Raw genomic sequence first — 26,148 nt, 5'->3', positions numbered from 1 at the left:
CTCCCGACGGGAGGCCCGACATGACGCCCACCGCGGGCACCGACCTCAACTGGCTGCTCGACGACCTGATCGGCCGGATCAAGGAGGCCGAGCACGCCATCGTGCTGTCCTCCGACGGCCTGCTCATGGCCTCGTCCGCCGGTCTGCAACGCACCGACGGCGAGCACCTGTCGGCCGTCGCGTCCGGCCTGCAGAGCCTGGCCAAGGGCGTGGCGGAGCACATCTCCGCCGGTCCGGTGCGGCAGACGGTCGTGGAGTGGAAGTCGCAGTTCCTGATCGTGACCACCGCCGGCGAGCGCGCCTGCCTGGCCGTGCTCTGCGCCCAGAACGCCGACATCGGGCTGGTGGCGTACGAGATGGCCATGCTGGTGGCGCGGGTCGGCCAGTACCTCACCTCCGGCGCGCGCAACGCCGAGGCCGCGGCCAGGAGCAGCGACCGGTGAGCACCACGGAGGACTCCACGGACGAACACTGGATAGATCCGGAGATCATCCGGCCCTACGTCGTCACGCGCGGGCGGACCCAGCCCGCGCACGGCAAGTTCGACCTCATCTCCATGGCGCTGGCGGTGGGTCCGCCGCCGGGCCCCGACGCCGGGCTGGACCCCGAACACCTGCGCATCCTCCAGCTCTGCCGCGAACCCAAGTCCGTCGCCGAGATAGCCGCGCACCTGAACCTCCCGGCCGGCACGATCCGCGTGCTGCTAGGCGACCTGTTCGACCGCGAACTCGTCTCTGCCCAGGAACCGCAATCCGAGGTGGACATGCATGACATGAAGATGTACAGGGCGGTGCTCGATGGTCTTCGCTCGCTCTGAGCGCCCGCGCCTCCCGACGGCGATCAAGATCCTCGTCGCCGGCGGATTCGGCGCAGGCAAGACGACGATGGTCGGAGCCGTGTCCGAGACCAGGCCGTTGCGCACCGAGGAGGTCCTGACCGACCGCAGCGTGGGCGTCGACGACCTGACCTCCGTGGAGGCCAAGCGCACCACCACGGTGGCCATGGACTTCGGGCGCATCACCCTGGGCACCGATTACGTCCTGTACCTGTTCGGCACCCCCGGGCAGGAACGCTTCTGGTTCGTGTGGGACGAGCTGGCGGAGGGCTCCCTCGGGGCCGTCATCCTGGCCGACACCCGCCGCCTGGCCGACTGCTTCCCCTCGGTCGACTACTTCGAGCGGCGCGGGACGCCGTTCGTGGTGGCGGTCAACTGCTTCGAGGGGTCGCCGACGTTCGAGCTGGACGAGGTGCGGCTGGCGCTGCAGCTCAACCCGTCGATCCCGATCGTGATGTGCGACGCGCGGAAGCGGGACTCCAGCCGGGAGGTGCTGATCACCCTGGTCAAGCACTCGGCCCGGCTGCGCGCGGAGCCGGTCGGAAGCTGAGCCTGCGCGCCCGGCGGGGCCACCCGCCGGGCGCCGTCAGGAGGTCCACCGGCCGGGCCTGGGACGATGGGCCCATGAGAGCTTCCTGGCGCAACACGACGCACGACTGGACGGGCACGGTCGACGTCGAGCACCTGGCCCACGTCCGCGGCCGTCCCGGGGTGTTCGCCCCCGGCGGCGTCCGGCACCTGGTCCTGGAGGTCCTCGCGTACGCGGCCGACGAGGCGGAGTCCCGCGGCGGCGGGCGCTGCGCCGTCGTCCTGCACCCGGACGGCTCCGTCGAGGTCTCCGACGACGGCCGGGGCACCGACACCCGCCTCGACGAGCACGGACGTCCGGTGCAGAAGCCGGTCATGGCGACGAAGGACCTGCGCTTCTTCGACCACCCCGAGGCCCGGACGCTTCCCGACGGCCACCCGCGCCGGGGCATGTCCGTCGTCGCGGCGCTCAGCGCGTGGCTGGTCCACACCAACCGCCGCCTCGACGGCTCCTGGAGCCGTCGCTACGAGCACGGCGTGCCGGTGACCGGCCTCGACCCCCTCCCCGCCGACGGCACGACCGGGACCGTCGTCCGCTTCCTCCCGCGAGAGGGCCTGCCGCCGCTCGGCCCGCTGACCGCCGGCGACCTGGCGTGGCCCCACCTGGCCGTCGAGGTGGACGACCGGCGGGGCTGAGACCGGGGTCAGGGGATCTGCAGGGCGAGCAGGGCGACGTCGTCGCGGGCGCCGTGCTCGGCGGCGGGCCGCCGGGGGCGTCCGCGTCGTCCGGGACGAGCCGGACGGCGCAACCGGCCGCGTACTCGGGCACCAGGTGCTCGCACAGCACCCCGGCGATCTCGTCCGGGACGAGGCTGGCGTGCAGGCGTTCGCCCAGCTCGGCCAGGGTCCGGATGTGGCGGGCCGCCTCGTCGCGCCGCCGCAGGGCACGCAGGTGGGTGCCCACCCTGGGGCCGCCGAGGATCGGGACGTAGGCGTCGTTGTAGAGCTGCGCCAGCTTGGGACCCCAGAAGATGATCATCGGGAAGCGAGAGGACAGGCAGATGCCGACCGGGCCGCTCAGGCTCTGCGGCCAGCTCTCCGGCGGGCCCAGCGGGGTCCCGCCGTACCCACGTGAACGGGGCCCGGCCGGTGAGGGCCGGGCCCCGTTCACGCGGGGGGCGGGTCAGTGCTCGGTGGCCTTCTCGGCGCCCACGCCGGTCAGCGAGCGCACCTCGATCTCGGCGTACTTGGCGGCGTTGTACTCCTTGCTGAGGATCGTCCCCAGCCAGCCGAACAGGAAGCCGAGCGGGATGGAGACGATGCCCGGGTTGCTCAGCGGGAACCAGTGGAAGTCCACGCCGTGGATCAGCGCGGTCACCGCGCCGCCCGGAGGCGGCGGCGGGGCCGAGACCACCGGCGAGAAGATCACCAGGATCAGCGCCGAGCCGAGGCCGCCGTAGATGGCCGCGACCGCGCCGGCCGTGTTGAACCTCTTCCAGAACAGGCTGTAGAGGATCGCCGGCAGGTTGCCCGAGGCCGCGATGGCGAAGGCCAGGGCGACCAGGAACGCCACGTTCTGGCCCTGGGCCAGGATGCCGAGGCCGATCGCGATGGCGCCGATGACCAGGGCCGAGACGCGGGCCACGACGACCTCCTGCCGCTCGCTGGCGCCGCCGCGCTTGAAGACGTGCGCGTACAGGTCGTGGGCGAAGCTGGAGGAGGAGGCCAGGGTCAGGCCCGCGACGACGGCCAGGATCGTGGCGAAGGCGACGGCGCCGATGAGCGCGAGCAGGATCGTGCCGCCGACGTCGCCGAACACCAGGGCGCCGATGCGCTCGGCGAGCAGCGGGGCGGCGGTGTTGGCCGCCTTGTCGGCCTTGAGGATGTCGGTCTTGCCGACGATGGCCGCCGCGCCGAAGCCGAGCACCAGGGTCAGCAGGTAGAACACGCCGATGATGCCGATGCCCCACAGGACCGACTTGCGGGCGTCCTTGGCGGTCGGGACGGTGTAGAAGCGGATGAGGATGTGCGGCAGGCCGGCCGTGCCGAGCACCAGCGCGAGGCCGAGGCTGATCAGGTCGATCTTGCCGGCGAGGCCCTGGGCGTCGGTGCCGTACTTCAGGCCCGGGATGAGGAAGTTGCCCGGGTTGGCCTTCGGGCCGCTGGTGGCGGCGGCCTGGCCGAGCAGGGACGAGAGGTTGAAGCCGTACTTGCCCAGCACCATCAGCGTCACCAGCGCGGCGCCGGTCATCAGCAGCACGGCCTTGACGATCTGGACCCAGGTCGTGCCCTTCATGCCGCCGAACACCACGTAGACGATCATCAGGGCGCCGACGCCGATGATCGTCCAGACCTTGCCGGCCTCGCTGGTGATGCCGAGCAGCAGGCCGACCAGCGCGCCCGCGCCGACCATCTGGGCCAGCAGGTAGAAGATGCTGACCACGATCGTGGACACGCCCGCCGCCGTGCGCACCGGGCGCGGGCTCATCCGGAACGCCAGCACGTCGGCCATGGTGAACTTGCCGGAGTTCCGCATCAGCTCGGCCACCAGCAGCAGCGCCACCAGCCAGGCGACCAGGAAGCCGATGGAGTAGAGGAAGCCGTCGTAGCCGGAGACGGCGATGATGCCGGCGATGCCGAGGAAGGAGGCGGCCGACATGTAGTCGCCGCCGATCGCCAGGCCGTTCTGGACGCCGCTGAAGGACCGGCCGCCCGCGTAGTAGTCGGCGGCCGTCTTGGTCTGGCGGCTGGCCCAGAACGTGATGGCCAGGGTTCCGGCGACGAAGGTGAGGAAGAGGATCATGCCCAGCGTCGTAGAGCTCACTGCGTCTTCTCCTCGACCTCGTGACGGAGCTTGTCGGCGATCGGGTCGAGCTTCTTCTCGGCGTGCCGCGCGTAGGCCCACGCGATGAGGAACGTCGAGACGAACTGCAGCAACCCGAAGACCAGCCCGACGTTGATGTCGCCGAGCAACTTGATGCCCATGAAGCCGCGGGCCCAGCCGGACAGCACCACGTACAGCAGGTACCACACCAGGAAGGCCACCGTCATGGGGAAGGTCCAGCGGCGGAAACGCCGTTTCAGCTCCTGGAACTCACTGCTCTCCTGTACCTGTTCATAGACAGACGCGTCATGTTCTCTGGTCGTCACGAGACCTCCACTGTGATGCGGATCACGCCCAACGTAAGAGCGCAACCTACCCGTCGTGGAGAGCCGTGGGGGCGCTGTTCGGCGAGCCGCTCGCGTACCGCGATCAGTTGGGGATGGCCTGCGGTGAAAGGTCTGTTCGGCGCGATGAGCGGTCGGGTATTCCGTTCACCCCGATATCTGGTCCGCGGTGCCGGGGAGGGCGTCCAGGGCCTGGTCGAGGTCCTGGATCAGGGTCGCGGCGGGCTCCAGGCCGATCGACAGGCGGGCCAGGCCGACGGGGATGCCCATGGTGGCCCGTACGCTCTCCTCGATGGTGAGGGCGGGCGCGTTGACCAGGCTCTCGAAGCCACCCCAGGAGACACCAATCCTGAAATTTCGCAATTTATCCAGAAAAAGTGCGACCTGTTGGCGATCGTCCGTGGCGAGTTCGATGCTGAACAGGCTGGAGAAGCCGGACATCTGGCGCAACGCGGTCGCGTGGCCGGGATGGGACGGCAACCCCGGATGGTTCACCGCCCGTACGGCCGGATGCCTCTCCAGGAACGCCGCCACCGCGAGCCCCCGCTCCTGGTGGGCGGCCATCCGGACGGGCAGCGTGCGCAGACCCTTGATCACCTTGGCCGCGTCGTGCGGCGACATCGCCGCGCCGTAGAGCTGGTACTCCGTCAGCGCCAGCGGCCGGATCAGCCGGGACGGCCCGACGACCACGCCCCCGACCAGGTCGCTGTGCCCGCCGACGTACTTCGACAGCGAGTGCACGACCAGGTCCACGCCGAGCGTCAGCGGCTTCTGGAACAGGGGCGTGGACCACGTGTTGTCCATGACGGTGACGAGCCCGCGCCCGCGCGCCCAGGCGGTCACCTCGGCGATGTCCACGATCGCGTACGCCATGTAGGAGGGCGACTCGAAGTAGAGTAGGCGCGTACTGGCCCTGATAGCGCTGTCACATCCCGCGAGGTCGTCGACGTGCGTATGCGTGACGCCGAACTTCTCCAGGTAACGCAGGAACTGCGTGGTCGGCCCGTACACCGCGCCGAGCACCAGCACGTGGTCACCGGCGGACACGAGCGAGGAGATCGTCGCCGCGATGGCGCCCATCCCCGAGCCGAAGCACTTGGCCCGCTCACCGCGTTCCAGCGCGGCCAGCTTGCGCTGGGCCACGTCGACCGTCGGGTTGGTGCCGCGCCCGTAGACGTATCGCTCGTCCTCGTCGCGGATCGCGGCTCCGAGCTCGGTCGCCGTCGCGAAGGTGAACAACGAGTTCTCGAACACCGGCGGGTTCACCGCGCCCAGCGTCCACGGCTCGTCCTCGCCCAGCCGGCCGCAGATCCATTCATCCTCCATGGGGCAGAGTATGACAAACCGTAAGCCCACCATGGCGGACGTCGCCCGGCACGCGGGCGTCAGCCTCAAGACCGTGTCCCGCGTGGTCAACCAGGAGCCGCACGTCCGGGCGTCGCTGCAGCAGCGGGTGCACGACTCGATCAGCGCGCTCGGCTTCCGACGCAACGAGGCCGCCGCCCGGCTGGCCCGCGGGGCGACCATGCTGACGCTCGGCCTGGTGATGGAGAACATCTCCAACGAGTTCTACGCCCGCCTCGCCGCCGCCGTGGAGGCCGCGGCGGCCGAGCAGGAGGCGCTGGTGGTGTTCGGTTCGTACGAGGAGCGGCCGGACAAGGAACGCATGCTGATCGAGTCGATGCACGCGCGGGGCGTGGACGCGCTGATCGTCGTGCCGTCGCCGGCCGACCACGCGTGGCTGGCCGAGCACGGCCGCCCGCGCACGGTCTTCGTCGACCGCGTCCCGCGCGGGCTCGACCGGGCCGACGTGGTCATGCTGGACGACGAGCGCGGCGGCCGGACCGCGACCGCGCACCTGCTCGCCCACGGGCACCGCCGCATCGCGCTGATCTCCGACGACGACGGGCTGAGCTCGGTGCACGACCGGGCACTCGGCTACCGGACGGCGCTGCGCGCGGCGGGGGTGGCGGCCGACGAGACGCTGGTGGTGCGGGGGGTGTTCGATCCTGGGCGGGTGTCGCACGAGGTGGGACGGCTGCTCGACCTGCCCGACCCGCCGACGGCGTTCTTCGCGACGAACAACCGGGCGGCGATCGGCGTCCTTCAGGCGTTGCGGGGGCGTCCCGAGCGGCCGGCGTACGTGGGGTTCGACGACTTCGCGCTGGCGGACCTGTTCAGCCCCGGGGTGACGGTGGTGCGTTACGACATCGGCCGCCTGGCGCGCGGCGCGGTGGAGCTGCTGCTGGATCCCGTACGCGAGCCGCGCCGGATCAGGGTGCCCGTCGAGCTGGTCGCCCGGGGGTCCGGGGAGCTCCCGCCTCCCTGACCTTCTGGTCAAACCTCCCCCAAGTCCCCCCATGTCGGAGCCTGAGGGGATACGCGAGGGGTAATCGCAGGTCATGGCCGAGAGCAGCCCGCACCGCGATGACCGTACGCCCGAGGAGCAGGCGCTCGGCTCCGAATCCCCGGCGTCCGCCTGCCCGAGCCCCGACGGACGGCTGCCGCGGGCACGCGACACCTCGACCGGGGCGGGCGCTCCCGACGTCTGCCTGGAGATCTCCGAGGTACGGGTGGAGGAGTTCGACGAGGAGGGCCAGGACCTGCACGCCCGGCTCGGCGGCACCGAGGCGCGAGCCACACTCCGGGTGCGCCTGGACGACGTGGCCCACCTCATCGACCGCCTCCTGCACGCCGCCCCCCACCTCCTGGACCACCTCCCTCCCCCACCCCGCACCCCCCGCCACGCCCTCCCCACCACGTCGGAAACGCCCACATCCGGGACGCCCGCGTCGGGGACGCCCATGTCGGGGACGCGCACCTCGGCGGCGCTTGGAGGCGGGGCGGGCGAGGGCTCGGCACGAGAGGGCGATCGAGAGGACAGGGTGCGGAGGGACTGGCCGAGAGGCGGTGCCCCCTCCTGGCGACCCGGCAGGAAGCACGCGGGCGACCTGGGAGCAGCCACCGCACGGACCACCCACCACGCGATCCCGGCCGAGGAGGCCGTGCACACCGTCCCGGGCCGCGAGGTGCTCGACGTCGAGACCCACGCGGGCACGAACGCCAGACCCATGACCGAACAGGCCACCCGGCACAGCGGCGCATCCCGCCCGACGCCCCCCACGAGACCGTACTTCGCCCCCGACGAAGGAACCACCCCGGAGCCCCCCAGCTCCGACCAGGGCGCCATGCCGTCGCCTACGGACCGCCGCTCCAGCCCGCCCCAAGCCCCCGACCGAGACCCGGGCCCCGGCCGCTCCAAGACCCCGCACACCAACGTCGGCCCCCGTCCGGGCCTGGACCCTCCACCGCCAGCGCCGCCCCACCCGAGCCTCGCCCACCGGATACCGGCCCAACCGGGCCCGCCACCACATCCCTCACCCCAGCGCGACCACACGCCGCGGGGGACGGCCCAGCCCCGCCCCGGCCGAACCCCGGCCTCACCCGACACCGCGCCACAGGGGCCCGCCCACCCGGACGCCACGCCCGAGCAGGCGAATCAGCCCTGGTCCGGCGGAGCCACGGCCCCACGCGAGCCGGCCCTGTACCGCCCCGGCCTGGACGCACCACCACAGAGCGACCAGCCCCACGACCAGGGCTCTCGGCACGCGCGAGGCACTCGCGAGCCCCAAACCAGACGCGACCGCACAACCGAATCTCGAACCAGGGCCGGAGCCGGAGCCGGAGGTGGGGCCGGGGCCGGAGCCGGAGGGGGCGGCGGGGCCGGAGCCGGAGGGGGCGGCGGGGCCGTGGCGGAGAATGAGGGGGCGAGCGGAAACGGGGTGGCGTCGGAGCGGCTGGGAGGCGTCGCCGCGGGCTGGTCCTGAGCCGGGAGGTGCTCGGCGGAGATCGCGCGACGTCGAGCGAGCCCCGCAACGCCTGAGCGCCCCCTGTCCGCAGCCTCCACAAGCCTTCGCGCCTCCGGGGAGGACGGAGGGGCCCGTGTGGGTGAGGGAGGTCAGGGGGAGCGGGGGTGCCAGTCGCCGCGGTCCAGGTCCAGGTTTTCCGGGGTGTGGAGGCGGACCATCGTGCGGGCCACCCCCGGCGGTACGCGGTGCGGGGTCAGGAACGACACCGACACCATCACCGTGAACGCGATCGGCACCGTCCAGGCCGCCGGCTGGGCCAGCAGCGCCCCCGGCAGCCCCTCGTACGGCCCCCCGGTGATCGTGGCGAGCACGGCCGCGCACGCCAGCCCGCCCCCCACGAACAGCCCCGCCAGCGCCCCGGTCGTGGTGAGCCGCCGCCACCAGATGCCCAGCACCAGCAGGGGGCAGAACGACGAGGCGGCCACCGCGAACGCCAGCCCGACCACGTCCGCGACCGGCAGCGCCCGTGCCCACAGCGCCAGCGCCAGGGGCACCGCGACCGCCATGAGCGTGGCGATGCGGAACGAGCGCACCCCGCCCTTCAGCAGGTCCTGCGCGATCACCCCGGCGACGGACACGGTCAGCCCGGACGAGGTGGACAGGAAGGCCGCGAACGCCCCGGCCGTCACGAGGGCGGTGAGCAGGTCGCCGAGCGTGCCGCCGATCATGCGGCTGGGCAGCGTGAGCACGACCGCGTCGGTACGCACGAGGTCGGGGGCGTAGAGGCGGCCGAGCCAGCCGTACAGGGCGGGCAGCAGGTAGAACGCGCCGAGCAGGGTCAGCACGACCAGCGTCGTACGGCGGGCGGCCCGGCCGTCGGGGTTGGTGTAGAAGCGCACGAGCACGTGCGGCAGGCCCATCGTGCCGAGGAAGGTGGCCAGGATCAGCGAGTACGTCGAGTAGAGCCCGTACTCCTTGGCCCCGGCCAGCGGCATCTGCCAGGTGGCGGCGTCCTGGACGCTGAGGGCGGGCGCGCCGTCGCCCTTCCAGGCCAGCAGCAGGAACACCAGCGGCACGGCCAGGGCGGTCAGCTTGAGCCAGTACTGGAACGCCTGCACGAACGTGATCGACCGCATGCCGCCGGACAGCACGTTCACCGCCACCACGCCGGCGACCAGCAGCCCGCCGGCCCACACCGGCGCGCCGGTGATCGTGCGCAGCACCAGCCCGGCGCTCTGGAACTGCGGCATCAGGTACAACCACCCGATCAGGACGACGAGCACGCTGGCGGTCCTGCGTACGGTCATCGACTCCAGCCTGGCCTCGGCGAAGTCGGGCAGCGTGTACGCCCCCGAGCGCCGCAGCGGCGCCGACACCAGCACCAGGAGCACCAGGTAGCCGCCGGTCCACCCGACGGGCAACCACAGCATGTCCACGCCGTAGGACAGGATCAGCCCGGCGACGCCGAGGAAGGAGGCCGCCGACAAGTACTCGCCGCCGATGGCCGAGGCGTTCCACAGGGGGCTGACGGTCCTGGAGGCGACGTAGAAGTCGGAGGTGGTGCGGGAGAACCTGATGCCGTACGCGCCGATGAGCACGGCCGCCGCCATCACGACGACCACGGCGGCGAGGCTCACGAGGGGCCCTTCGCGCCGGTCACCGGCGTTCCACCAGCTCGGCGAAGTGGCGTTCGTTGCGCTCGGCCTGGCGGACGTACAGCCAGGCGCCGATGACGAAGGCGGGGTAGATCAGCCCGGCCAGCACCGCCCACGGCAGGGGGACGCCGAGGACGTCCACCTCGCGCAGCTCGGGGATGAGCAGGAACAGCAGCGGCAGGCCGCCGACCACGCAGGCCAGCACGGTGCAGACGAACAGGGCGAGCCGGAACTGGGTGCGCAGCAGGGAGCGCATGTAGACCTCGCCGAGGCGGGTCTGCTCGTCGATCTCCCTGGTGGCCGGGTAGCGGGGGCGGCGGGCGGCGGCGGTGCGCGGGCTGGTGACGCTGACCCGGCGCGGCGTCTCGGAGCGGCGGAAGGCGTCCATGCGGCGGGCGGCGTCGGTACGCGGCGATCCCGCGGGGCGCCCCGGACGGGGATCGGAGGTCATTCCGGCCTGCCCTTCCTGGCCCGGCGGACCAGCAGGTCGCGCAGCTCGCGGGTGTGCCGCCGGCTCACCGGGAGCTCGGTGTCGCCGACCCGGACGCTGCACCGGCCCGAGTCGATGTGCAGTTCCTCGATGTGCCTGACGGCGACCAGATGGCTGCGGTGCACCCGGACGAACCCGGCCGGCGCCCAGCGTTCCTCCAGCGTGGCGAGCGGGATGCGGACGAGGTGGCTGCCGGTCGCGGTGTGCAGCCGGGCGTAGTCGCCGTGGGCCTCCACGTAGAGCACGTCGGCGCTGGAGACGAACCTGGTCACGCCGCCCAGCTCGACGGGGATCGTGTCGGTCTCGTCGGTCTCGGCGGGCACGTCGGCCGAGACCGCCACGCGCCTGATGGCCTCGGCGAGCCGTTCGGGACGTACGGGTTTGAGCAGGTAGTCCTCGGCCTTGATCTCGAAGGCGTCCACGGCGTGCTCCTCGTACGCGGTGACGAACACGACCCGCGGCGGGTTGGCGAACTGCGACAGCAGCCGTCCGAGCACGACGCCGTCCAGCCCGCGCATGCGGATGTCGAGGAAGACGGCGTCGATCGGGCGGCCCTCGGCGATGCCCCGGTCCAGCAGGCGCAGCGCGGCCGCCCCGTCGCGCGCCGTCATCACCTCGCCGATGCGGGCGTCGGCGCGGAGCAGGTAGGACAGGTCCTCCAGCGCGGGTAGCTCGTCGTCCACCGCCAGGACGCGCAGCCCGGTCACACGTGACTCCTCACACCTCGAATGCCTTAGACAGTGATGAAACCGGTACCAAACGTCAAGGCCGTCACGGCAGGGTCACAGGTGGGGCAGGGGTGGGGTCGGGTGTCGGCAGGTCAGCGGGCCGAGACGCCGGGGTGGTACTTGGGCAGGCGCACGTTGACCTTCGTGCCCGCGCCCGGACCGGTCTCGACGACCAGGCCGTACTCGTCGCCGTAGACCTGGCGCAGCCGTTCGTCGACGTTGGCCAGGCCCACGCCGCCGGTGGGGGCGATCTCGCCGGCCAGGATGCGGCGCAGCCGGTCGGGTTCCATGCCGAGCCCGTCGTCCTCGACGCTGATGCGGCACTCGGCGCCGGCGTCCTCGGCGATGATCGTGATGCGGCCGACGCCGTTGCGGCTCTCCAGGCCGTGCCGTACGGCGTTCTCGACGAGCGGTTGCAGGCACAGGAACGGCACCGCCACCGGCAGCACCTCGGGCGCGATGCGCAGGGTGACCTGCAACTGGTCGCCGAACCTGGCGTGCTCAAGGGTGAGGTAGCGCTCGATCGAGTGCAGTTCCTCGGCCAGCGTGGTGAACTCGCCGTGCCGCCGGAAGGAGTAGCGGGTGAAGTCGGCGAACTCCAGCAGCAGCTCGCGGGCGCGTTCGGGGTCCGTACGGACGAAGGAGGCGATCGTGGTGAGCGAGTTGTAGATGAAGTGCGGCGAGATCTGCGCGCGCAGGGCCCGGACCTCGGCCTCCATGAGCAGCGTGCGCGAACGGTCGAGCTCGGCCAGCTCAAGCTGGGAGTTCACCCAGCCGGCCACCTCCTGCGCGGCCCTGACCAGGCCGGCCGAGGCGTTCTGCCCGTAGGCGGCCAGCGCGCCGACGAGCCGGTCGTCGGTGGTGAGCGGGACGACGACCGCGTGCCGGATCGGGCATTCGAGCAGCTCGCAGTCGATGGTGAGCACCTGGGTGCGGCCGTCGGCCAGGGTCGCGGCGGCGTGCTCGAACGCCTGGGCGGCGTGATGGTCGCCGGCGCCGTCGTAGACGAGCAGGCGCTCGCGGTCGGTGATCGCGAGCGCGGCCGAGCCGAGCAGCGCGCGCAGGTGGCGGGAGGCGCGCTCGGCGCCCTCGGCGGTCAGCCCGGCCCGCAGCGGCGGGCCGGCCATGGAGGCGGTGTGCAGGGTCTCGAACGTGGCCCGCTCGGCCGGGCTCGTGCCCAGCTCGCGGCGGCCCCGCATGACCCGCCAGAGCACGATCGCGGGCACGCCCACGAGCACGGCCACGACGGCGACGCCGACCAGGTACTCCACGCGGCCCGAGCCTAGCGCCCCCCGCCCGCGGCCCTCCCCCCGCCGCCCTCCCCTACTCCGCCGCCAGCGCCTTGGCGACGGCCGCCGCGTACGACTCGGCCTCCTGCGCGGACTCGTACGTGGTGCGCGGCCAGAAGAAGCCGCGCAGGCCGTCCTTGCGGTTGCGCGGCACGACGTGCACGTGGAGGTGCGGCACGCTCTGGCTGATCCGGTTGTTGATGGCCACGAACGTGCCGGCCGCCTCCAGCCCCTCCTCCACGGCTCTGGACATGGCCTGGACCCGCGCGAAGAACGGCCCGACGTCGGCGAGGTCGGCCAGCGTCTCGACGTGGACGCGGGGCACGACGAGCACGTGTCCCTTGAAGACCGGCCGGGTGTCGAGGAAGGAGACGGCCACCTCGTCGGCGCTCACCACGTACGCGGGACGCTCGCCCGCGATGATCTCGCAGAACAGGTCGGTGCTCACCGGCCGACCTTATCGGCGAAGGCCGTCCAGCTCGTCATGTTGGGCGCCGTCCACTCGGTGGGGGCGTGCAGGAAGTGCTCGCCGACGCGGTCGCGCAGCCGCTGGGGCACGTCGGCGACCTTGGCGCCCCTGCAGTGGTAGACCAGCCCGCCCGGCCGTTGTCCCATGGCCATCCAGGGCAGCCAGGGCGAGACCCGGCACCAGGAGAAGACCGCCGGGACGTCGGGCATCCCGGACTCGACGTCGGCGGCCGCGGCGAAGAACTGGAACAGCTCCAGCGCCCGGTACGTGTCCCGCGCCGAGTTCTCCGGATATTTCGCGACAGGCAGCGGCGAAGGGTAGGAAAGGCGGATATCAGCGTTGAACACCACCTGCTCCCCCAACCGCGTCACCGGCACCGGATACGCCCCGAGCCGCTGGTTGACCGGGTCGTTGAAGACGTGCAGCACCTCGACGGACCGCCCGGTGAGCGGGTTGTCCCACACGTCGAGCGGTTCCCTGGTCCTCGGGTCGAGGTAGAGCGCCGCCTCCCTGGTCAGCAGCTCCCAGCCGCCGTCCGCCGGACGCGCCCGCGCCACGTTCAGCCCCTCGAAGCCGAACAGGTGGTGGGGGCCGCCGTCGTCCTGCCAGCCGTAGACGTCGCCGGTCCAATACGAGATCGTCTCGGCGCCGTCGGCCGAGGCACGCACCCGGATGAAGTCCATGATCCGGAGCTTACCCCTTGCTTAGAGACAGCATGTTGCTATCTTTGGAGACATGGTGTCGCTAAATGAGCGGACCCGGCAGAGCTGGCTCCCGCTGTTCGTGCTCGGCGTCGGGATGTCGATGATCATCATCGACGCGACGATCGTGAACGTCGCCGTCCCCGCGATCATGGGTGATCTGGGACTGTCGGCCACGGACGTCGAATGGGTGAACTCGATCTACTCCCTGGCCTTCGCCGCCCTGCTCATCCCCCTCGGCCGGACCGGCGACGTGCACGGCAGGCGCCGGATGTTCGCCGTCGGGCTGATGGTGTTCCTGGCCGCGAGCATGCTGGCCGCCTCGGCGCCGACCGGCGCGCTGCTCATCGCCGCCCGCGTGGTCCAGGGCGTCGGGGCGTCCATGGTCGTCCCGATGACGCTGGCGATCATCAACTCCCTCTACACGGGCTCGCGCCGGACGATCGCCTTCGCCGTCTGGGGCTCGATCATCGGCGGCATGGCCGCGCTCGGCCCGCTGCTCGGCGGCTGGGTGGTGACCGACTTCGGCTGGCGCTGGGCGTTCTGGGTGAACCTGCCGATCGGCCTGCTCGTGCTGCTCGGCACGGCCAGGGTCCCCGAGTCGAAGGACCCGGCGGCGGGCGGCTCGGACGTCCCCGGCGTGCTGCTGTCGGTGATCGGCCCGGCCGCGCTGGTGTTCGGGCTGATCGAGGGCCAGCGTTACGGCTGGTTCACGCCGACCGGCGAGGCCACCCTGTTCGGCTGGACCTGGCCGCTCGGCGGCGTCTCGCCGATCCCGTTCGCCTTCGCGCTCGCGGCGCTCGCGCTGGCCGCGCTGCTGCTGGTCGAGCGCTCCCGGGCGCGGGCCGGCCGCCCGGTCGTGCTGGACCTGTCCCTGTTCTCCATCCCCTCCTTCAGGTACGGCGGCGCCGCCGCGATGATCATCACCCTCGGCGAGTTCGGCCTGATCCTGGTGCTGCCGCTGTTCCTCCAGGCGGCGATGGGGTTCACGGCGTTCACCACCGGCCTGATCATCGCCTCGCTGGCCGGGGGCACGTTCCTGGCGGGCGGCCTCGTCCCCCGGCTCAACCTGGCCCCCAGGCTCATCGTGCGGCTGGGGCTCGTCCTGGAGGCCGTCGGCGCGATCGCGATCGGCCTGGCCGTCTCCCCCTCGCTCGGCCCGTGGACGCTGGTCCCCTGGCTCGTCCTGTACGGCGTCGGCGTCGGCTTCGCCTCGGCCCAGCTCCCGAACGTGATGCTCGCGGACGTGCCCGCCCGCCGCTCGGGGGTGGCCTCCGGCCTCCAGAGCGCGATCCGCCAACTGGGCGCCGCCATCGGCATCGCGGTGCTGGGCGCCGTCCTGGTCACCGGCCTGGACGCGGCGATGGCCGAACGCCTGCCGGACGAGCCCGCCCTCGGGCACGCCGTACGGGAGAGCGGCGGCGCGGCCATCGCGGCCATCAGGGAGCCCGCCGCCCACGCCGCCGCGGTCGCGGCGGGCGCGGACGCCACCCGCCGGGTCACGATCGTGACCGGCATCGTGCTGTTCGGCGGCGTCGGGGCGACGTTCCTGCTGCCCGATACTGGGAGGAGACGACGCGAGGAGGAGTGAGTCCGGTGCCGAGGATCAGCGCGGCCACGGTGGCCGACCATCGGGCCAGCCAGCACGCGGCCCTGCTGACGGCCGCCATGGAGATCCTGGTGGCCGAGGGCCCGGCCGGGCTCACCCCCGCGGCCGTGGGCGCGCGGGTCGGGCTGGCCCGCTCCAGCGTCTACCGCTACTTCTCCTCCACCGCCGACATCCTGGCCCAGCTCGTGGAGGACGCGATCCCCCGGTGGGCCGGCCAGCTCGTCACGGCCACCCGCGACGGCGGCCTGGAGGAGCGGGTGCGCGCCTTCGGCGCCGTGTCGCTGGCGTTCGTGACCAGCCCCGACTACGCGCTGCTGCGCGCGGTGGCCTCGGTCGACCTGCCCGGCGAGTGCCAGGACCGGCTCGACCAGCTGCACGAGACGATGATCGAGCCGCTGCGCGGCCTGCTCGCCGAGGCCGGACAGCCGCATCCCGACCTGGTGGCCCACCTGGGGTGGAGCATCCTGGGCGAGGGCCAGCGCCGCCTGGCCACGAGCGCCGACGCCGACGCCGAGGTGGTCACCGCGACCACGCTCGACGTGTTGTGCCGCGCCGTGCTCAGCGCACGGTGATCTCGAAGACCGCCTCGCCCGACTGCCGCCTGCTCTCCTCGTCGGGCGGCGTCGAGCCCTGGCCGCACCGCCAGCAGTCGCGCAGCGTGATCTCGGCGCTGCCCGGGCTCTTGGTGTTGAAGACGAAATAGGCGGTGCCGCCGCTGCCGGGGCCCTGGCCGGCGCTCTTGCGCTCCTCGCTGATGTAGGAGGCCACCTTGGCGTCGGGCACCGCCACCAGCCGCCAGTCGTCGCCCACCGACGGGTTGTCCGGCACGGCCAGCGAGAACCGCTGCCCGGCGCGCAGCTCGGCGCGCACGGTGGTGCCCTTGGCGCCCTTGACGACCGTGCCGAAGTCGCTGACCGCCGAGCCGTCGCCGCAGCCGGCCACCAGGCCCGATGTCAACCCCGAGGTCAGCAGGGCGAGTGCGGCGACGACGGTCCTCCCACGCTTCACTCCGGAAGGCTATCCTCCTTCGGCGGGTCCCGGGGCTCCACGTACGGCTCCTGCCCGACGGGCTCGCCCTCGGCGATCTGGCGTTCCCTGATCAGCTCGGCGTCCAGCTCGGCGCCCAGCAGCAGGGCCATGTTCGACAACCACAGCCAGATCAGGAACACCACGACACTGGCCAGAGTGCCGTAGGTCTTGCCGTAGGAGCCGAAGGTGGCCACGTACAGGGCGAAGCCGCCGGAGACGACGACCCAGAGCACCACCGCGAGCAGCCCGCCGGGGGTGATCCAGCGCACGCCCGGCTGGCGCACGTTCGGCGCGGCCCAGTAGAGCACCATGATCAGCCCGGCCGCGACGAGCGCGAGCACCGGCCATTTCAGGATGTCCCAGGCGGTGACCAGGGCGCTGCCCAGGCCGAGCGCCCTGCCGACGGTCCTGGCCAGGTCGCCGGTCAGCGCGACGGAGATCGCGCCGAGCGCCAGCAGCACGGTGGCCAGCACGGTGAGCCCGATCCGGAGCGGGGTCACCTTCCAGAACGGGCGTCCCTCGTCGATGTCGTAGATGGTGTTGCCGGCCCGGATGAAGGCGCCGATGTAGCCCGACGCCGACCAGAGCGCGACCAGCAGGCCGATGATCGCGACCAGGCCGGCCGAGGCCGCGTTCTGCTGGACCGACCGAACGCCGCTCACGATCAGGGAGCGCACCTCGTCGGGCGCCAGCACCACGAGGTTGCCGACCAGCGTGGCGGTGTCGCGCCTGCCGAGCAGGCCGAACACCGACACCAGGACGATCAGCGCGGGGAAGATGGACAGGACGGCGTAGTAGGTGAGCGCTGCCGCGAGGTCCTGGACCCCGTCGTTCCGGAACTCGACGACGGTCCGTTTCAGGACGCTCCACCAGGCCCTGCGCGGCAGTTCCGCGGGTCTCTCGGGGGAACGCACGCCTACTTCGTCCTGCTGCGCTTCCTGAGGCTCCGCACGATGAGGGCGGTCACCGCCGCCGCCGCGGCCAGCAGCAGCACGGGCCGTTTCCGCGCCCCGGTGGCGGCGTCCTTGACCTGGTGGGGGGTGGCCTCGCGGACCTTGCCCGCGACCTCTTCGGCCATGCCCTTGGCCGTGCCGGTCACCTCGGCGGCCTTGCCCTTGGCCACCCCGGTCACCTCGGCGACCTTGCCCTTGGCCGTGCCCGCCGCCTCGGCGGCGCGGCCCTTGAAGTCGGCCTTGTGGGCCAGGGCGCTGACCGTGTCGCCCAGTTCGTTCCTGGTCTCCTTGATGCTCTTTCGCACGTCGTCCTCTTCCTCGTCGTCGTCCTCCCCGCGTCCCCCGGTCACCGACTCCTCCTCGACCGCGCGGCTCTCCACCGCCTCGGTCCGGTCGTCGGGCACGGGGGTCTCGGGGATGAAGGTCTCGTGTTCCTGCCGGGCCAGCTCGGCGCGCCTGGCGTTCTCCGCCGCGCCGGGTCTCGTCGGGGGCACGTTGATCGACTCGCGTTCGGTCGGCGTGCCGACGGTCGCCCTGCGGGCGCCCACGTCACCGGCGTGCTGCTCGCTGTATCCGGGGTCCGTCTCGCTCATCGCCGTGCCCTCTCCTTGACCATGTCGATATCGGCCTTGACGCTCGCGATGGTCTCTTCGGGGACCGGCGGCGTGGCCTGTTTCACCTGGTTCTTGCCGGTCAGGCCGAGCAGGGCGGCGGCGATGAGCAGAGCCGCCCCCACGATCGCGGCGGCCACCCACCCGGGCATGACCAGAGCGAGGAGCAGGACGACGGCGGTCACCAGCGCGGCACCGCCGAAGAACGCGGCCATCCCGGCCGCGCCGAACAGCCCCGCGCCGAAGCCCGCGCGCTTGCCCTTCTCCGCGAGCTCCAGCCTGGCCAGGCGCAGCTCGTCCTTGACGAGCCTGGCGACCTGGTCGGAGAGATCACTGACCAGCTTGTGGGTATCGTTCACGACGTCGCCTCCTCCGATGAGGAAGGCGACTACCCAGCTGACCGCCTGTTATTACCTCTTGGCCGCCTTCAGCAGGAACCCGAGGACGGACACCACCGGCGACTTGGGCACGTCGCACCAGTTGTCAGGCTGCTTCGGCCTGCTCCACGGAGAGGGGAGCTCGCACGAGGGAGCCTGCGGCTCAGGCCGCTCACACCACGATCCGGGAGGATTCATACCCCCATGGTACAACTTCGGGTTCGGCCGATCCGAGCTCCGGGACCCGGCCGCTCGGCGCGCGGCGGTAACCTGCCCGGGTGCTGGTACACGGGGTTTGGGCGGGCGACGGGCTCGCCTTCTGGGGGGAGGATCCCGGTCGAGCGGGCGCCGCCGTGCCGCGCGGAGCGGGCGCGCGGCCCCATCCGTTCGCCGCGTCCCCGGCCGAGCTCGCCGGCGCGCCGGGGCTCGGGGTGGCCGGGCCGCCGTCCAGGGTGCTGGAGCTGCTGCTGCCGGGGTCGGCCAAGGGACCGCTGCCCTCGCCTGAGACGGGGCTGCTGACGGAGGTGGTCCGGCCGCGGCTGCTGTCGTGGGAGGTGCCCGCGGTCGTCCTGCCGCCCGCCGAGACACTTCAGGCGCTGGAGGAGCACCCGGACGAGGCCACCGCCACCGTCCGCCACTGGGCCGCCGTCGCCGCCCTCGCCCGCGACCTGGTACGCCGCGGCCGGGTCATCCCCCAGCTCGTCCCCGGGCCCCCCGAGAACGGCGGCGCGCTGGCCCTGTGGCGGCCCGTGCTGACCGGGGCCGACGCCGCCTACTTCCGCGACCTGGCGCTCGCCATGCCGCCCGCCTGCCGCACCTGGGCCGCCGAGCGGCCGGCCGCCGGCGTCCAGCTCCAGGCGCTGGAGGCGTTCACCGACGCCCTGGTCCGGCGGGCCGTGGCCGGTCCCCTGGCCGTCGGCACCCAAACGCCGCGGGAGCGGTGGCTGGCCGCGTTGACCGGCGACCCGGCCTGCCCCGACGACCCCGCGCTGCGCGAGGAGCTGGACCGCTGGCGGGCGGCCGTCACGGCGGCCGAGGGCGCCACCCGCGTGTGCTTCCGCCTGCTCGAACCGACCACGGGCGACGACTGGCGGGTCGAGCTGGCGTTGCAGGCCGCCGACGACCCCAGCCTGTACGTCCCCGCCGCCCGCGTCTGGAACGGCGAGAAGGGCCTGCCCGGACGGCCGGAACGCGAGCTGCTGGCCGGGCTCGGCCGGGCCGTGCGGCTCTACCCGGAGCTGGACCGGGCCCTGCGCGTCCCGGAGCCGAGCGAGCTGGCCCTCGACACGGCGGGCGCGTTCGGCTTCCTGCGCCAGGCCGCGCCGCTGCTCCAGGCGGCCGGGTTCGGGGTGCAGCTGCCGCGCTGGGCGGGCCGTACGCGGCTCGGGCTCAAGCTCACCACCAGGACCAAGCCGCAGACGGCGGCCGTCAGCCAGGGCTTCGGGCTGCGCGAGCTGGTCGACTTCCGCGTCGACCTGGCCGTGGGCGGGGAGACGATCAGCGAGGCGGAGCTGGCCGAGCTGGCCAGGCTCAAGGTGCCCCTGGTCCGGGTCCGCGGCCAGTGGGTGGAGCTGGACGACCGGCAGCTCAAGGCGGCGCTGCGGGCCGTGGAGGGGGTGCGCGCGGGCGAGGCGGCGGCGGCCGACCTGCTGCGCCACGTCGTCCAGGGCGACGACGAGCTGCCGCTGCTGGAGGTCGACGCCGACGGGGTGCTCGGCGACCTGCTGTCCGGGCAGGCCGAGCGGCGGCTCGTCCCGCTCGCGACCCCGGCGGGCCTCGACGCGGTGCTGCGGCCCTACCAGGAGCGCGGGCTGGCGTGGCTGAGCTTCCTGTCGGAGCTGGGCCTCGGCGGGGTGCTCGCCGACGACATGGGGCTGGGCAAGACGGTCACCACGCTGGCGCTGCTCGTCCACGAGCGGGCCGCCACGCCCACGCTGCTGGTCTGCCCGATGTCGCTGGTGGGCAACTGGCAGCGGGAGGCGGCCAGGTTCGCCCCGGGGCTGCGGGTGTACGTCCACCACGGCGCCGGCCGGGACGCCGCCCGCATCGCGGACGCCGACCTCGTGATCACCACGTACGGCACCGCCCACCGCGACCTGGAGACCCTGCGGGAGCACGAGTGGCGCAGGGTGGTGTGCGACGAGGCCCAGGCGATCAAGAACAGCGGCACCCTCCAGGCCCGCGCCGTACGGTCGATCCCCACGGACACCCGGCTGGCCCTGACCGGCACGCCGGTCGAGAACCACCTCGCCGAGCTCTGGTCGATCATGGAGTTCGCCAACCCGGGCCTGCTCGGGCCGCGTGCCCGCTTCCGCACCCGTTTCCAGGAGCCCATCGAGGCCCATCAGGACGAGCAGGCCGCCGAGGCGCTGAAGCGGGCGACCGGCCCGTTCATCCTGCGCCGCCTCAAGACCGACCGGTCCATCATCTCCGACCTGCCGGAGAAGATGGAGGTCAAGGAGTGGTGCCCGCTCACCCCCGAGCAGGCCACGCTCTACCAGGCCGTCGTGGACGACATGCTGGCCAGGATCGACGACAGCGAGGGCATCGAGCGGCGCGGCCTGGTGCTGTCGGCCATGGCCAGGCTCAAGCAGGTCTGCAACCACCCGGCCCACCTGCTCAAGGACGGTTCCCGCCTGGCCGGCCGGTCGGGCAAGCTGGCCCGGCTGGAACAGCTGGCCGAGGAGATCCTGGCCGAGGGCGAGAAGGCGCTGCTGTTCACGCAGTACGCCGAGTTCGGCACCATGCTCCAGCCCTACCTCGCCCAGCGGCTCGGCCGCCCGGTCCTGTGGCTGCACGGCGGCCTGCCCAAGAAGACCCGCGACCGCCTGGTGGAGCGGTTCCAGCACGACTCGGAGCCGATGTTGTTCCTGCTGTCGCTCAAGGCGGCCGGCGTCGGGCTGAACCTGACGGCCGCCAGCCATGTGATCCACGTCGACCGCTGGTGGAACCCGGCCGTCGAGGACCAGGCCACCGACCGCGCCTTCCGCATCGGCCAGCGCAAGAACGTCCAGGTGCGCAAGCTGATCTGCGCGGGCACCCTCGAAGAGCGCGTCGACCAGATGATCGAGCGCAAGAAGGCCCTGGCCGAGCGGGTGGTCGGCACCGGCGAGGAGTGGCTGACGGACCTGTCCACCGACGAGCTGCGCGAGGTGTTCCGCCTCACGGGAGGGGCCTGACCATGCCCGACTGGTACGACGGCGGCGGCCCCGTCGAGGTCGTGGGCGGCCTGCGGGCCCGCTCGCGGCGCGGCAGCATCGGCTCGGCCTGGTGGTCCAGGCGCTTCGTGGACATCCTGGAACGCGTCTGCGACAAGGGCCGGCTCGGCCGGGGCCGCGCCTACGCCCGCAAGGGCCAGGTGCTCTCGATCGACCTGTCCGCGGGGCTGGTGCGGGCGTCCGTCCAGGGGTCGCGGCCGGCCCCGTACGACGTCGTGGTCAGGATCGACGCCTACGGCGAGGACGTGTGGGCGCGGCTGGAGGAGGCCGTCGCGGCGCAGGCCGTCCACCGGGCCAGGCTGCTGGCCGGGGAGATGCCGGTCGAGATCGAGGAGCTGTTCGCCGCGCATGGCGTCGACCTGTTCCCGCGCGACCTCGACATGGAGTGCTCGTGCCCCGATTGGGGGTTCCCGTGCAAGCACCTGTCGGCCGTGCTCTATCTGCTGGCCGAGTCGTTCGACGACGACCCGTTCCTGGTGCTGGCCTGGCGCGGGCGCACCCGCGAGCAGTTGCTCGGCTCGCTGGCCGACGACCCGCCCGCGCCCGATCCGCTGGAGGTGGCCGACGTGCCGTTCGCCGACCGGCTGGCCGACTTCTACGCCCCCGGCGCCACCGCGCACCGCCCCGAACGCCGCCCGGCGGCCGAGGCGCCCGACCTGCTGCCGCGGGTCTTCCCGCCGCCCGCCGGCCTGGCGGACGCGCTCATCCCCGCCTACCGGTCTCTGGGCGGCGGCTGAGTCAGTTGTCCTCGAAGGAGTCGGGCACCATCACGCGCACGCCGTTGGGCACCACGCGCAGCGTGATGGGGGTGCGCAGGCGCACCTCGCCGTCGACGTCGGCGGCCATCGGCGGGTCGGTCTCCAGCAGCATCTCCCGGCCGACCACGAACGGGCCGCCCGCCAGGCTGCGCCAGCGGCCGGTGGTCGCCCGCAGCAGCGTCTCGCCGAGCAGGCGCAGCTTCTTGCCGGAGCCGAGCTGGTAGGCCACCAGCATGCCGTTGTCGATGCTGATGTCCTTGGCCACCTGCCAGCCGCCGTGGAAGCGGCCGTTGGCGATGTTGAGCTGGTGGGTGAGCAGCTCGTGCCGCTGCCCCTCGACGGTGATGTACGCCCGGAAGGGCCGGTGGCCCGGCAGGACGGTCAGCGCGGTCATCGGGTAGGCCGGACGGCCCACGATGCGCTTGAGCCACGGCTTGACCCGGCCGGCCACCTCGACCGAGACGCCGAAGCTGGCCAGGTTGGCGAAGGGCCGGTCGCCGGCCATGCCGAGGTCGATGTCGGCGACCTTGCCGGTGGAGAACACCCTGATGGCTCCGGCCAGGTCGAGCGGCAGGCCGAGGCTCCTGGCGAAGTTGTTGGTGGTGCCGAGCGGCAACACGCCGAGCGCCACGTCGCGGTGGGCGACGTGGCGCACGGCCGAGGAGAGGGTGCCGTCGCCGCCGCCCACGATCAGCAGGTCGGGGTCGGTGGCGAGGGCGGTGTCGAGCAGGTCGCGCAGCCGCTTGGGGTTGTAGACCGACAGCTCGGCCAGCGGCTCGAACCCCAGGTTGTGGAGCTGCTCGATGACCTCGAAGTAGTGGCGGCGGCCACGGCGTGAGCGAGTGTTCACCACCACCGCCACCCGGCGATCCCGCCGGATCGCCTCAGTGTGCTCGATCTTGGTGCGCAGTTCGCTCATGGTCATCAATCGTAGGTGCTGGATCCGCCGTTCCGTGCTGGAACGAGGGGCCGCCAGAAGACCGGCGGCCCCTCGTCACGCTACTTCTTCGGCGGGACGACCTGGACGATGGCGCCCAGGTTGCCCGGCAGCGGGCTGATCAGCTTGAACTGCACGCCCAGCGCCTTGCCCTCGTCGCCCGGGTTGCCCGTGCCGGCCACGTGGCCGTCGCCGAGGTCGGTCCCGTACAGCTCGGTGGCGGGGGTGCCGTCCAGGTGCACCACGCGGGTGCTGTACGGCTGGTCGCCCTTGCTCGGCACCACCGTGGAGGCGTCGAAGTCACGGTAGTAGAGCGAGCCGTTCTGCAACTCGAAGCCCGGGTACCAGGTCTTCGCGTCGGTGAAGTTCGGCACGCCCTTGAGCGCGGGGACGTTGGTGCAGTACTCGCTGAACGGCTCGTCCGGCGCCTCCAGGCACTCCTTCAACGGGTAGGTGTTGTTGAAGGAGAAGGCCGCGTTCGACGACTGCGTACGGCCTTCCAGGTTCTTGTGCCTGCTCGGGTCCTTCTGGGCGGCGGTGCCGGTGCGGCGCAGCGGGTCGTAGTGCGAGTCCACGACCAGCAGGCTGCCCTTGGAGCCGATGCTCGGCGGCAGGGCCAGGTTGTTGGCCAGCGAGTTGTTGGTGAAGGTCGAGTCGCGGTACCAGACCAGCAGGCCGGGCGCGTTGTACTTGACCTTCTCCACCTTCCACGCCCCGTCGCGGGAGTAGTTGGTGTCGTAGGCGTACTGCAGGCCCTTGTCGAAGCCGTCGAAGTTGCGCCACTCGGCGAGGTAGAAGCGGGAGATCTCGCGCGAGCCGTTGTTGACGGTCCAGCCCTGGCCGCTGGTGTTGGTGAAGGTGCCGCCGGTGGCCTTCCAGCCGTTGTCGCCGTTCTCGACGTCGTCGCTCCAGACGGTGGTGCCGCCGTTGGTGAGCGAGAAGTCGTCGGCGTGCCAGCCGCGCGGCTCGAAGGCGGCGTCGGTGTTGTAGGCCAGGCGCAGCTTGATCGACTGCCCGGCGTACGGCGTCAGGTCGACGTAGTCGTGCCGCCACTGGCCGCCGGTGTCACCGGTGAGGCCGTACTTCTTGTTGCCGAACGTCTTGAGGTTCTTGTTCGGGTCGGGGTAGCCGTCGGGCGTGCTGACCTCGTTGCCGGCCTCGTCGTGCACCTTGAGCTGGGTCCAGGTCTGGCCGTTGTCGGAGGAGACCTCCACGAAGCCGAAGTCCCAGTCCTGCTCGATCTCGTAGTTGTTCCACATCCAGAACCGCACGTCGGAGCCCGCGGGCACCGGGACGTCGCGGGTCAGGGTCTGGTTGGCCCAGTCCTGGTCCAGGTTCGACCACCAGGCCTTCGTGCCGCTGTGCGGGTCGATCATCTTCAGCGGCGTGGAGGCCAGGTTCACCCGGACGCCGTCCTGGGTGAGCTTGGGCGTGCGCGAGGACTGCCCGACCGTGACGAGCTTGGCGGCGTCACCCGGGTTGAACGTCTTCGGGTTGGCCCAGCCGAGCACCCACTTGTCCCACAGGCCCATGTGGGTGGGCATGGACTGGAAGATGGGGCCGGAGTGGGAGCCGCTGGACATCAGGTCCCAGAAGTCCACCGCGGAGCTGGCCTGGCCGCTGGTGTCGTACAGGTCGGGCAGGCCGAGGTCGTGGCCGTACTCGTGGGCGAAGACGCCGACGCCGGAGTCCTCGGGCTGCACGATGTAGTTGGAGATCTTCTTGTCGCTGCCCGGGATCTTGTAGCCGCCCGCGACCGCGCTGGAGTGCGCCCAGATGGCGTACGTGCCCTCGGCGCCGCCGTCGGAGGACTTGTCCTTGCCGGCGTGCACCATCACCAGGTGGTCGATGACGCCGTCGGGCTCGTCGAAGTTGCCGTCGCCGTCGGAGTCGGCCACGTCCTCCTGGTCGTAGTCGGCCCAGGGGAAGTTCGGCTGAGCCGCGGCCAGGGCGTTGACCGTGTCGATGGCGAGCTGGCCCGCGCCGGTCGGGTTGCTGGGGTGACCCGACATGTCCTGCGGCTGGCCGCCACAGGCCGCGGCGCCGTAGTACGCCTCGGAGTGCGGGGCCTTGACCCAGCCGACGGCCGAGCCGGTGACGGAGTAGGCGCCCTTGGACAGCTCCTCGTACATCTTCTTCATCGTGAAGCCGGAGATGTCGATGCCGGGCTTGCCGTCGCGGGGGTCCTTGAGGTCCTTGCGCACGCGCTCGGTGATGCCCGTGTCGCTGTAGAGCATCTTGTTGAAGTGGTCGGTGCTGAAGTCCTTGAGCCAGAAGGAGTTGTTGTCCTTCTGCGGCAGCGTCGCCGGGTCGGGGATGTTGTTGTGCAGCGGGCCGTTCTTGAGCGTGCCCGGCGGCTCGACCACGCAGTCGTCCGGCGGGCTGTCGGTCGTGCGCAGCCGGTTGAAGCCGGAGAAGTCGTCGTTCGCCTGCTCGTTGAACTCGACCAGGACGGTCAGGAGCTTGGCGGTCTTGACCTGCTTGGAGTTCTTGAAGATCCATTCAGCCGGGTTGCGGCCGGTCCTGATCGCCTGGTTCTCGCGGGCGGCGAGGACGCGGGCCGCGGCGGGGTTGCCGCTGACGAACTTCCTGTCGAACTTCTCCGCCGGCGAGAGCGAGCGGGCCTTGCCCTGGTTGAGGCCGGGCTCCTGCGGCTCCTTCTCGACCCGCGGGGGTGCGTAGTTGATGTAGTAGTCCGCCGCCGTGGGCTGGTAGTTGGCCACTGACGTGGCCTGGGCCGCGGGGACGGTCAGCGCGGCGCCGAGGAGGGCGACCGCCGGGAACGCGACTAACAGGCGCTTTGAGCTTGGCACCAGGTACCCTCTCTGCCCGGGGTCGCCGGGCGCATGGCCATAGGGTGTGCAATGCCGGACGCTAGAGGGTGGATAAACGGGTCGTAAAGTACGTTGTTGAAACGTGATCAAACTACGACATTTCAACCAGCAGAATTGCGGCGGCGGCGTTGCCCGCAATGGCTCCCCTAA

General features: G+C 72.0%; 26 protein-coding genes. 10 read left to right on the top strand and 16 right to left on the bottom strand.

Features of this window, described 5'->3' with window-relative positions; genetic code table 11:
- Positions 1-20: 20 nt before the first annotated feature.
- The 4 genes from ACIHAD_RS08780 to ACIHAD_RS08765 all read left to right on the top strand — a co-directional run bounded on the left by ACIHAD_RS08780 (position 21) and on the right by ACIHAD_RS08765 (position 2,059).
- Entirely contained in the window at positions 21-443 is a 423-nt protein-coding gene (locus ACIHAD_RS08780) for a roadblock/LC7 domain-containing protein (RefSeq protein WP_397353740.1), read from the top strand.
- Positions 440-817: a DUF742 domain-containing protein gene (locus ACIHAD_RS08775; protein WP_397353739.1), complete on the top strand. Its 378-nt coding sequence runs from the start codon at positions 440-442 to the stop codon at positions 815-817. Before ACIHAD_RS08780 ends, ACIHAD_RS08775 begins: the two co-directional genes overlap by 4 nt.
- Positions 798-1,385, top strand: a complete 588-nt coding sequence (locus ACIHAD_RS08770) for an ATP/GTP-binding protein (protein ID WP_357996784.1) — start codon at positions 798-800, stop codon at positions 1,383-1,385. The genes ACIHAD_RS08775 and ACIHAD_RS08770 overlap by 20 nt, the downstream gene beginning before the upstream one ends.
- 74 nt (positions 1,386-1,459) lie before the next feature.
- Complete coding sequence (locus ACIHAD_RS08765) at positions 1,460-2,059, top strand: hypothetical protein (RefSeq protein WP_397353738.1); 600 nt, start codon at positions 1,460-1,462, stop codon at positions 2,057-2,059.
- An 8-nt stretch (positions 2,060-2,067) separates the two neighbouring features.
- Here the strand turns inward: ACIHAD_RS08765 and ACIHAD_RS08760 are convergent, their stop codons facing one another.
- The 4 genes from ACIHAD_RS08760 to ACIHAD_RS08745 form a co-directional block, all read right to left on the bottom strand.
- Positions 2,068-2,205, bottom strand: coding sequence for a hypothetical protein (locus ACIHAD_RS08760; RefSeq protein WP_397353737.1), 138 nt, complete (start codon positions 2,203-2,205; stop codon positions 2,068-2,070).
- 341 nt (positions 2,206-2,546) lie between these two features.
- Entirely contained in the window at positions 2,547-4,166 is a 1,620-nt protein-coding gene (locus ACIHAD_RS08755; protein ID WP_397353882.1) for a cation acetate symporter, read from the bottom strand.
- 17 nt (positions 4,167-4,183) lie between these two features.
- A complete protein-coding gene (locus tag ACIHAD_RS08750; RefSeq protein WP_397353736.1) occupies positions 4,184-4,513 on the bottom strand; it encodes a DUF485 domain-containing protein in 330 nt (109 codons plus the stop codon).
- Positions 4,514-4,678: 165 nt separating this feature from the next.
- A complete protein-coding gene (locus ACIHAD_RS08745) occupies positions 4,679-5,857 on the bottom strand; it encodes a trans-sulfuration enzyme family protein (RefSeq protein WP_397353735.1) in 1,179 nt (392 codons plus the stop codon).
- A 10-nt stretch (positions 5,858-5,867) separates the two neighbouring features.
- On the opposite strand from ACIHAD_RS08745, the gene ACIHAD_RS08740 reads away from it, so the two are divergent.
- Positions 5,868-6,860 carry a LacI family DNA-binding transcriptional regulator gene (locus tag ACIHAD_RS08740; protein WP_397353734.1) on the top strand — a complete coding sequence of 331 codons (993 nt, stop codon included), beginning with the start codon at positions 5,868-5,870 and terminating at the stop codon, positions 6,858-6,860.
- Positions 6,861-6,933: 73 nt separating this feature from the next.
- On the top strand, positions 6,934-8,358 hold the full coding sequence (locus ACIHAD_RS08735) for a hypothetical protein (protein ID WP_397353733.1): 1,425 nt from the start codon (positions 6,934-6,936) through the stop codon (positions 8,356-8,358).
- A gap of 131 nt (positions 8,359-8,489) precedes the next feature.
- Here ACIHAD_RS08735 and ACIHAD_RS08730 read toward each other — a convergent pair whose 3' ends face one another.
- The 6 genes from ACIHAD_RS08730 to ACIHAD_RS08705 all read right to left on the bottom strand — a co-directional run bounded on the left by ACIHAD_RS08730 (position 8,490) and on the right by ACIHAD_RS08705 (position 13,654).
- Positions 8,490-9,950 (bottom strand): cation acetate symporter, encoded by a 1,461-nt coding sequence (locus ACIHAD_RS08730; RefSeq protein ID WP_397353881.1) that lies wholly within the window; start codon positions 9,948-9,950, stop codon positions 8,490-8,492.
- Positions 9,951-9,996: 46 nt separating this feature from the next.
- Positions 9,997-10,446 (bottom strand): hypothetical protein, encoded by a 450-nt coding sequence (locus ACIHAD_RS08725; RefSeq protein WP_397353732.1) that lies wholly within the window; start codon positions 10,444-10,446, stop codon positions 9,997-9,999.
- Positions 10,443-11,192 (bottom strand): LytR/AlgR family response regulator transcription factor, encoded by a 750-nt coding sequence (locus tag ACIHAD_RS08720; protein WP_397353731.1) that lies wholly within the window; start codon positions 11,190-11,192, stop codon positions 10,443-10,445. The genes ACIHAD_RS08725 and ACIHAD_RS08720 overlap by 4 nt, the downstream gene beginning before the upstream one ends.
- Positions 11,193-11,305: 113 nt before the next feature.
- Positions 11,306-12,484 carry a sensor histidine kinase gene (locus ACIHAD_RS08715; RefSeq protein WP_397353730.1) on the bottom strand — a complete coding sequence of 393 codons (1,179 nt, stop codon included), beginning with the start codon at positions 12,482-12,484 and terminating at the stop codon, positions 11,306-11,308.
- Positions 12,485-12,536: 52 nt separating this feature from the next.
- A complete protein-coding gene (locus tag ACIHAD_RS08710) occupies positions 12,537-12,950 on the bottom strand; it encodes an HIT family protein (RefSeq protein ID WP_397353729.1) in 414 nt (137 codons plus the stop codon).
- Positions 12,947-13,654: a DUF1838 family protein gene (locus ACIHAD_RS08705; RefSeq protein ID WP_397353728.1), complete on the bottom strand. Its 708-nt coding sequence runs from the start codon at positions 13,652-13,654 to the stop codon at positions 12,947-12,949. The genes ACIHAD_RS08710 and ACIHAD_RS08705 overlap by 4 nt, the downstream gene beginning before the upstream one ends.
- 52 nt (positions 13,655-13,706) lie before the next feature.
- Here ACIHAD_RS08705 and ACIHAD_RS08700 point away from each other — a divergent pair, with 52 nt between their 5' ends.
- Both ACIHAD_RS08700 and ACIHAD_RS08695 read left to right on the top strand, forming a co-directional pair.
- The gene (locus ACIHAD_RS08700) at positions 13,707-15,263 is read left to right on the top strand and encodes an MFS transporter (protein WP_397353727.1); all 1,557 of its coding nucleotides are present in this window, start codon (positions 13,707-13,709) and stop codon (positions 15,261-15,263) included.
- Positions 15,264-15,268: 5 nt separating this feature from the next.
- Entirely contained in the window at positions 15,269-15,853 is a 585-nt protein-coding gene (locus tag ACIHAD_RS08695; RefSeq protein WP_397353726.1) for a TetR/AcrR family transcriptional regulator, read from the top strand.
- Here ACIHAD_RS08695 and ACIHAD_RS08690 read toward each other — a convergent pair.
- From ACIHAD_RS08690 to ACIHAD_RS08675, 4 genes are read right to left on the bottom strand one after another with little or no spacing between them, the layout of a single operon-like run.
- A complete protein-coding gene (locus ACIHAD_RS08690) occupies positions 15,840-16,289 on the bottom strand; it encodes a protease inhibitor I42 family protein (RefSeq protein WP_397353725.1) in 450 nt (149 codons plus the stop codon). The genes ACIHAD_RS08695 and ACIHAD_RS08690 overlap by 14 nt on opposite strands.
- On the bottom strand, positions 16,286-17,224 hold the full coding sequence (locus tag ACIHAD_RS08685; RefSeq protein ID WP_397353723.1) for a YihY/virulence factor BrkB family protein: 939 nt from the start codon (positions 17,222-17,224) through the stop codon (positions 16,286-16,288). Before ACIHAD_RS08685 ends, ACIHAD_RS08690 begins: the two co-directional genes overlap by 4 nt.
- A 2-nt stretch (positions 17,225-17,226) precedes the next feature.
- Positions 17,227-17,856: a DUF3618 domain-containing protein gene (locus ACIHAD_RS08680; protein WP_397353722.1), complete on the bottom strand. Its 630-nt coding sequence runs from the start codon at positions 17,854-17,856 to the stop codon at positions 17,227-17,229.
- Positions 17,853-18,233, bottom strand: a complete 381-nt coding sequence (locus tag ACIHAD_RS08675) for a phage holin family protein (protein WP_397353721.1) — start codon at positions 18,231-18,233, stop codon at positions 17,853-17,855. Before ACIHAD_RS08675 ends, ACIHAD_RS08680 begins: the two co-directional genes overlap by 4 nt.
- Positions 18,234-18,529: 296 nt before the next feature.
- Here ACIHAD_RS08675 and ACIHAD_RS08670 point away from each other — a divergent pair, with 296 nt between their 5' ends.
- Both ACIHAD_RS08670 and ACIHAD_RS08665 read left to right on the top strand, forming a co-directional pair.
- Positions 18,530-21,430: a DEAD/DEAH box helicase gene (locus ACIHAD_RS08670; protein ID WP_397353720.1), complete on the top strand. Its 2,901-nt coding sequence runs from the start codon at positions 18,530-18,532 to the stop codon at positions 21,428-21,430.
- 2 nt (positions 21,431-21,432) lie between these two features.
- On the top strand, positions 21,433-22,206 hold the full coding sequence (locus ACIHAD_RS08665) for an SWIM zinc finger family protein (RefSeq protein WP_397353719.1): 774 nt from the start codon (positions 21,433-21,435) through the stop codon (positions 22,204-22,206).
- A 1-nt stretch (position 22,207) separates the two neighbouring features.
- On the opposite strand, the gene ACIHAD_RS08660 is transcribed toward ACIHAD_RS08665, so the two are convergent.
- Both ACIHAD_RS08660 and ACIHAD_RS08655 read right to left on the bottom strand, forming a co-directional pair.
- Positions 22,208-23,146 carry a diacylglycerol kinase family protein gene (locus ACIHAD_RS08660; RefSeq protein ID WP_358285242.1) on the bottom strand — a complete coding sequence of 313 codons (939 nt, stop codon included), beginning with the start codon at positions 23,144-23,146 and terminating at the stop codon, positions 22,208-22,210.
- A gap of 80 nt (positions 23,147-23,226) precedes the next feature.
- Entirely contained in the window at positions 23,227-25,977 is a 2,751-nt protein-coding gene (locus ACIHAD_RS08655) for an immune inhibitor A domain-containing protein (RefSeq protein ID WP_397353718.1), read from the bottom strand.
- Positions 25,978-26,148: the final 171 nt, after the last annotated feature.

This window comes from Nonomuraea sp. NPDC052265, from assembly GCF_044547985.1.
GTDB lineage: Bacteria > Actinomycetota > Actinomycetes > Streptosporangiales > Streptosporangiaceae > Nonomuraea.
The sequence above is the reverse complement of the archived record's forward strand: the minus strand, read 5'-3'. Positions and strand labels throughout refer to the sequence as shown.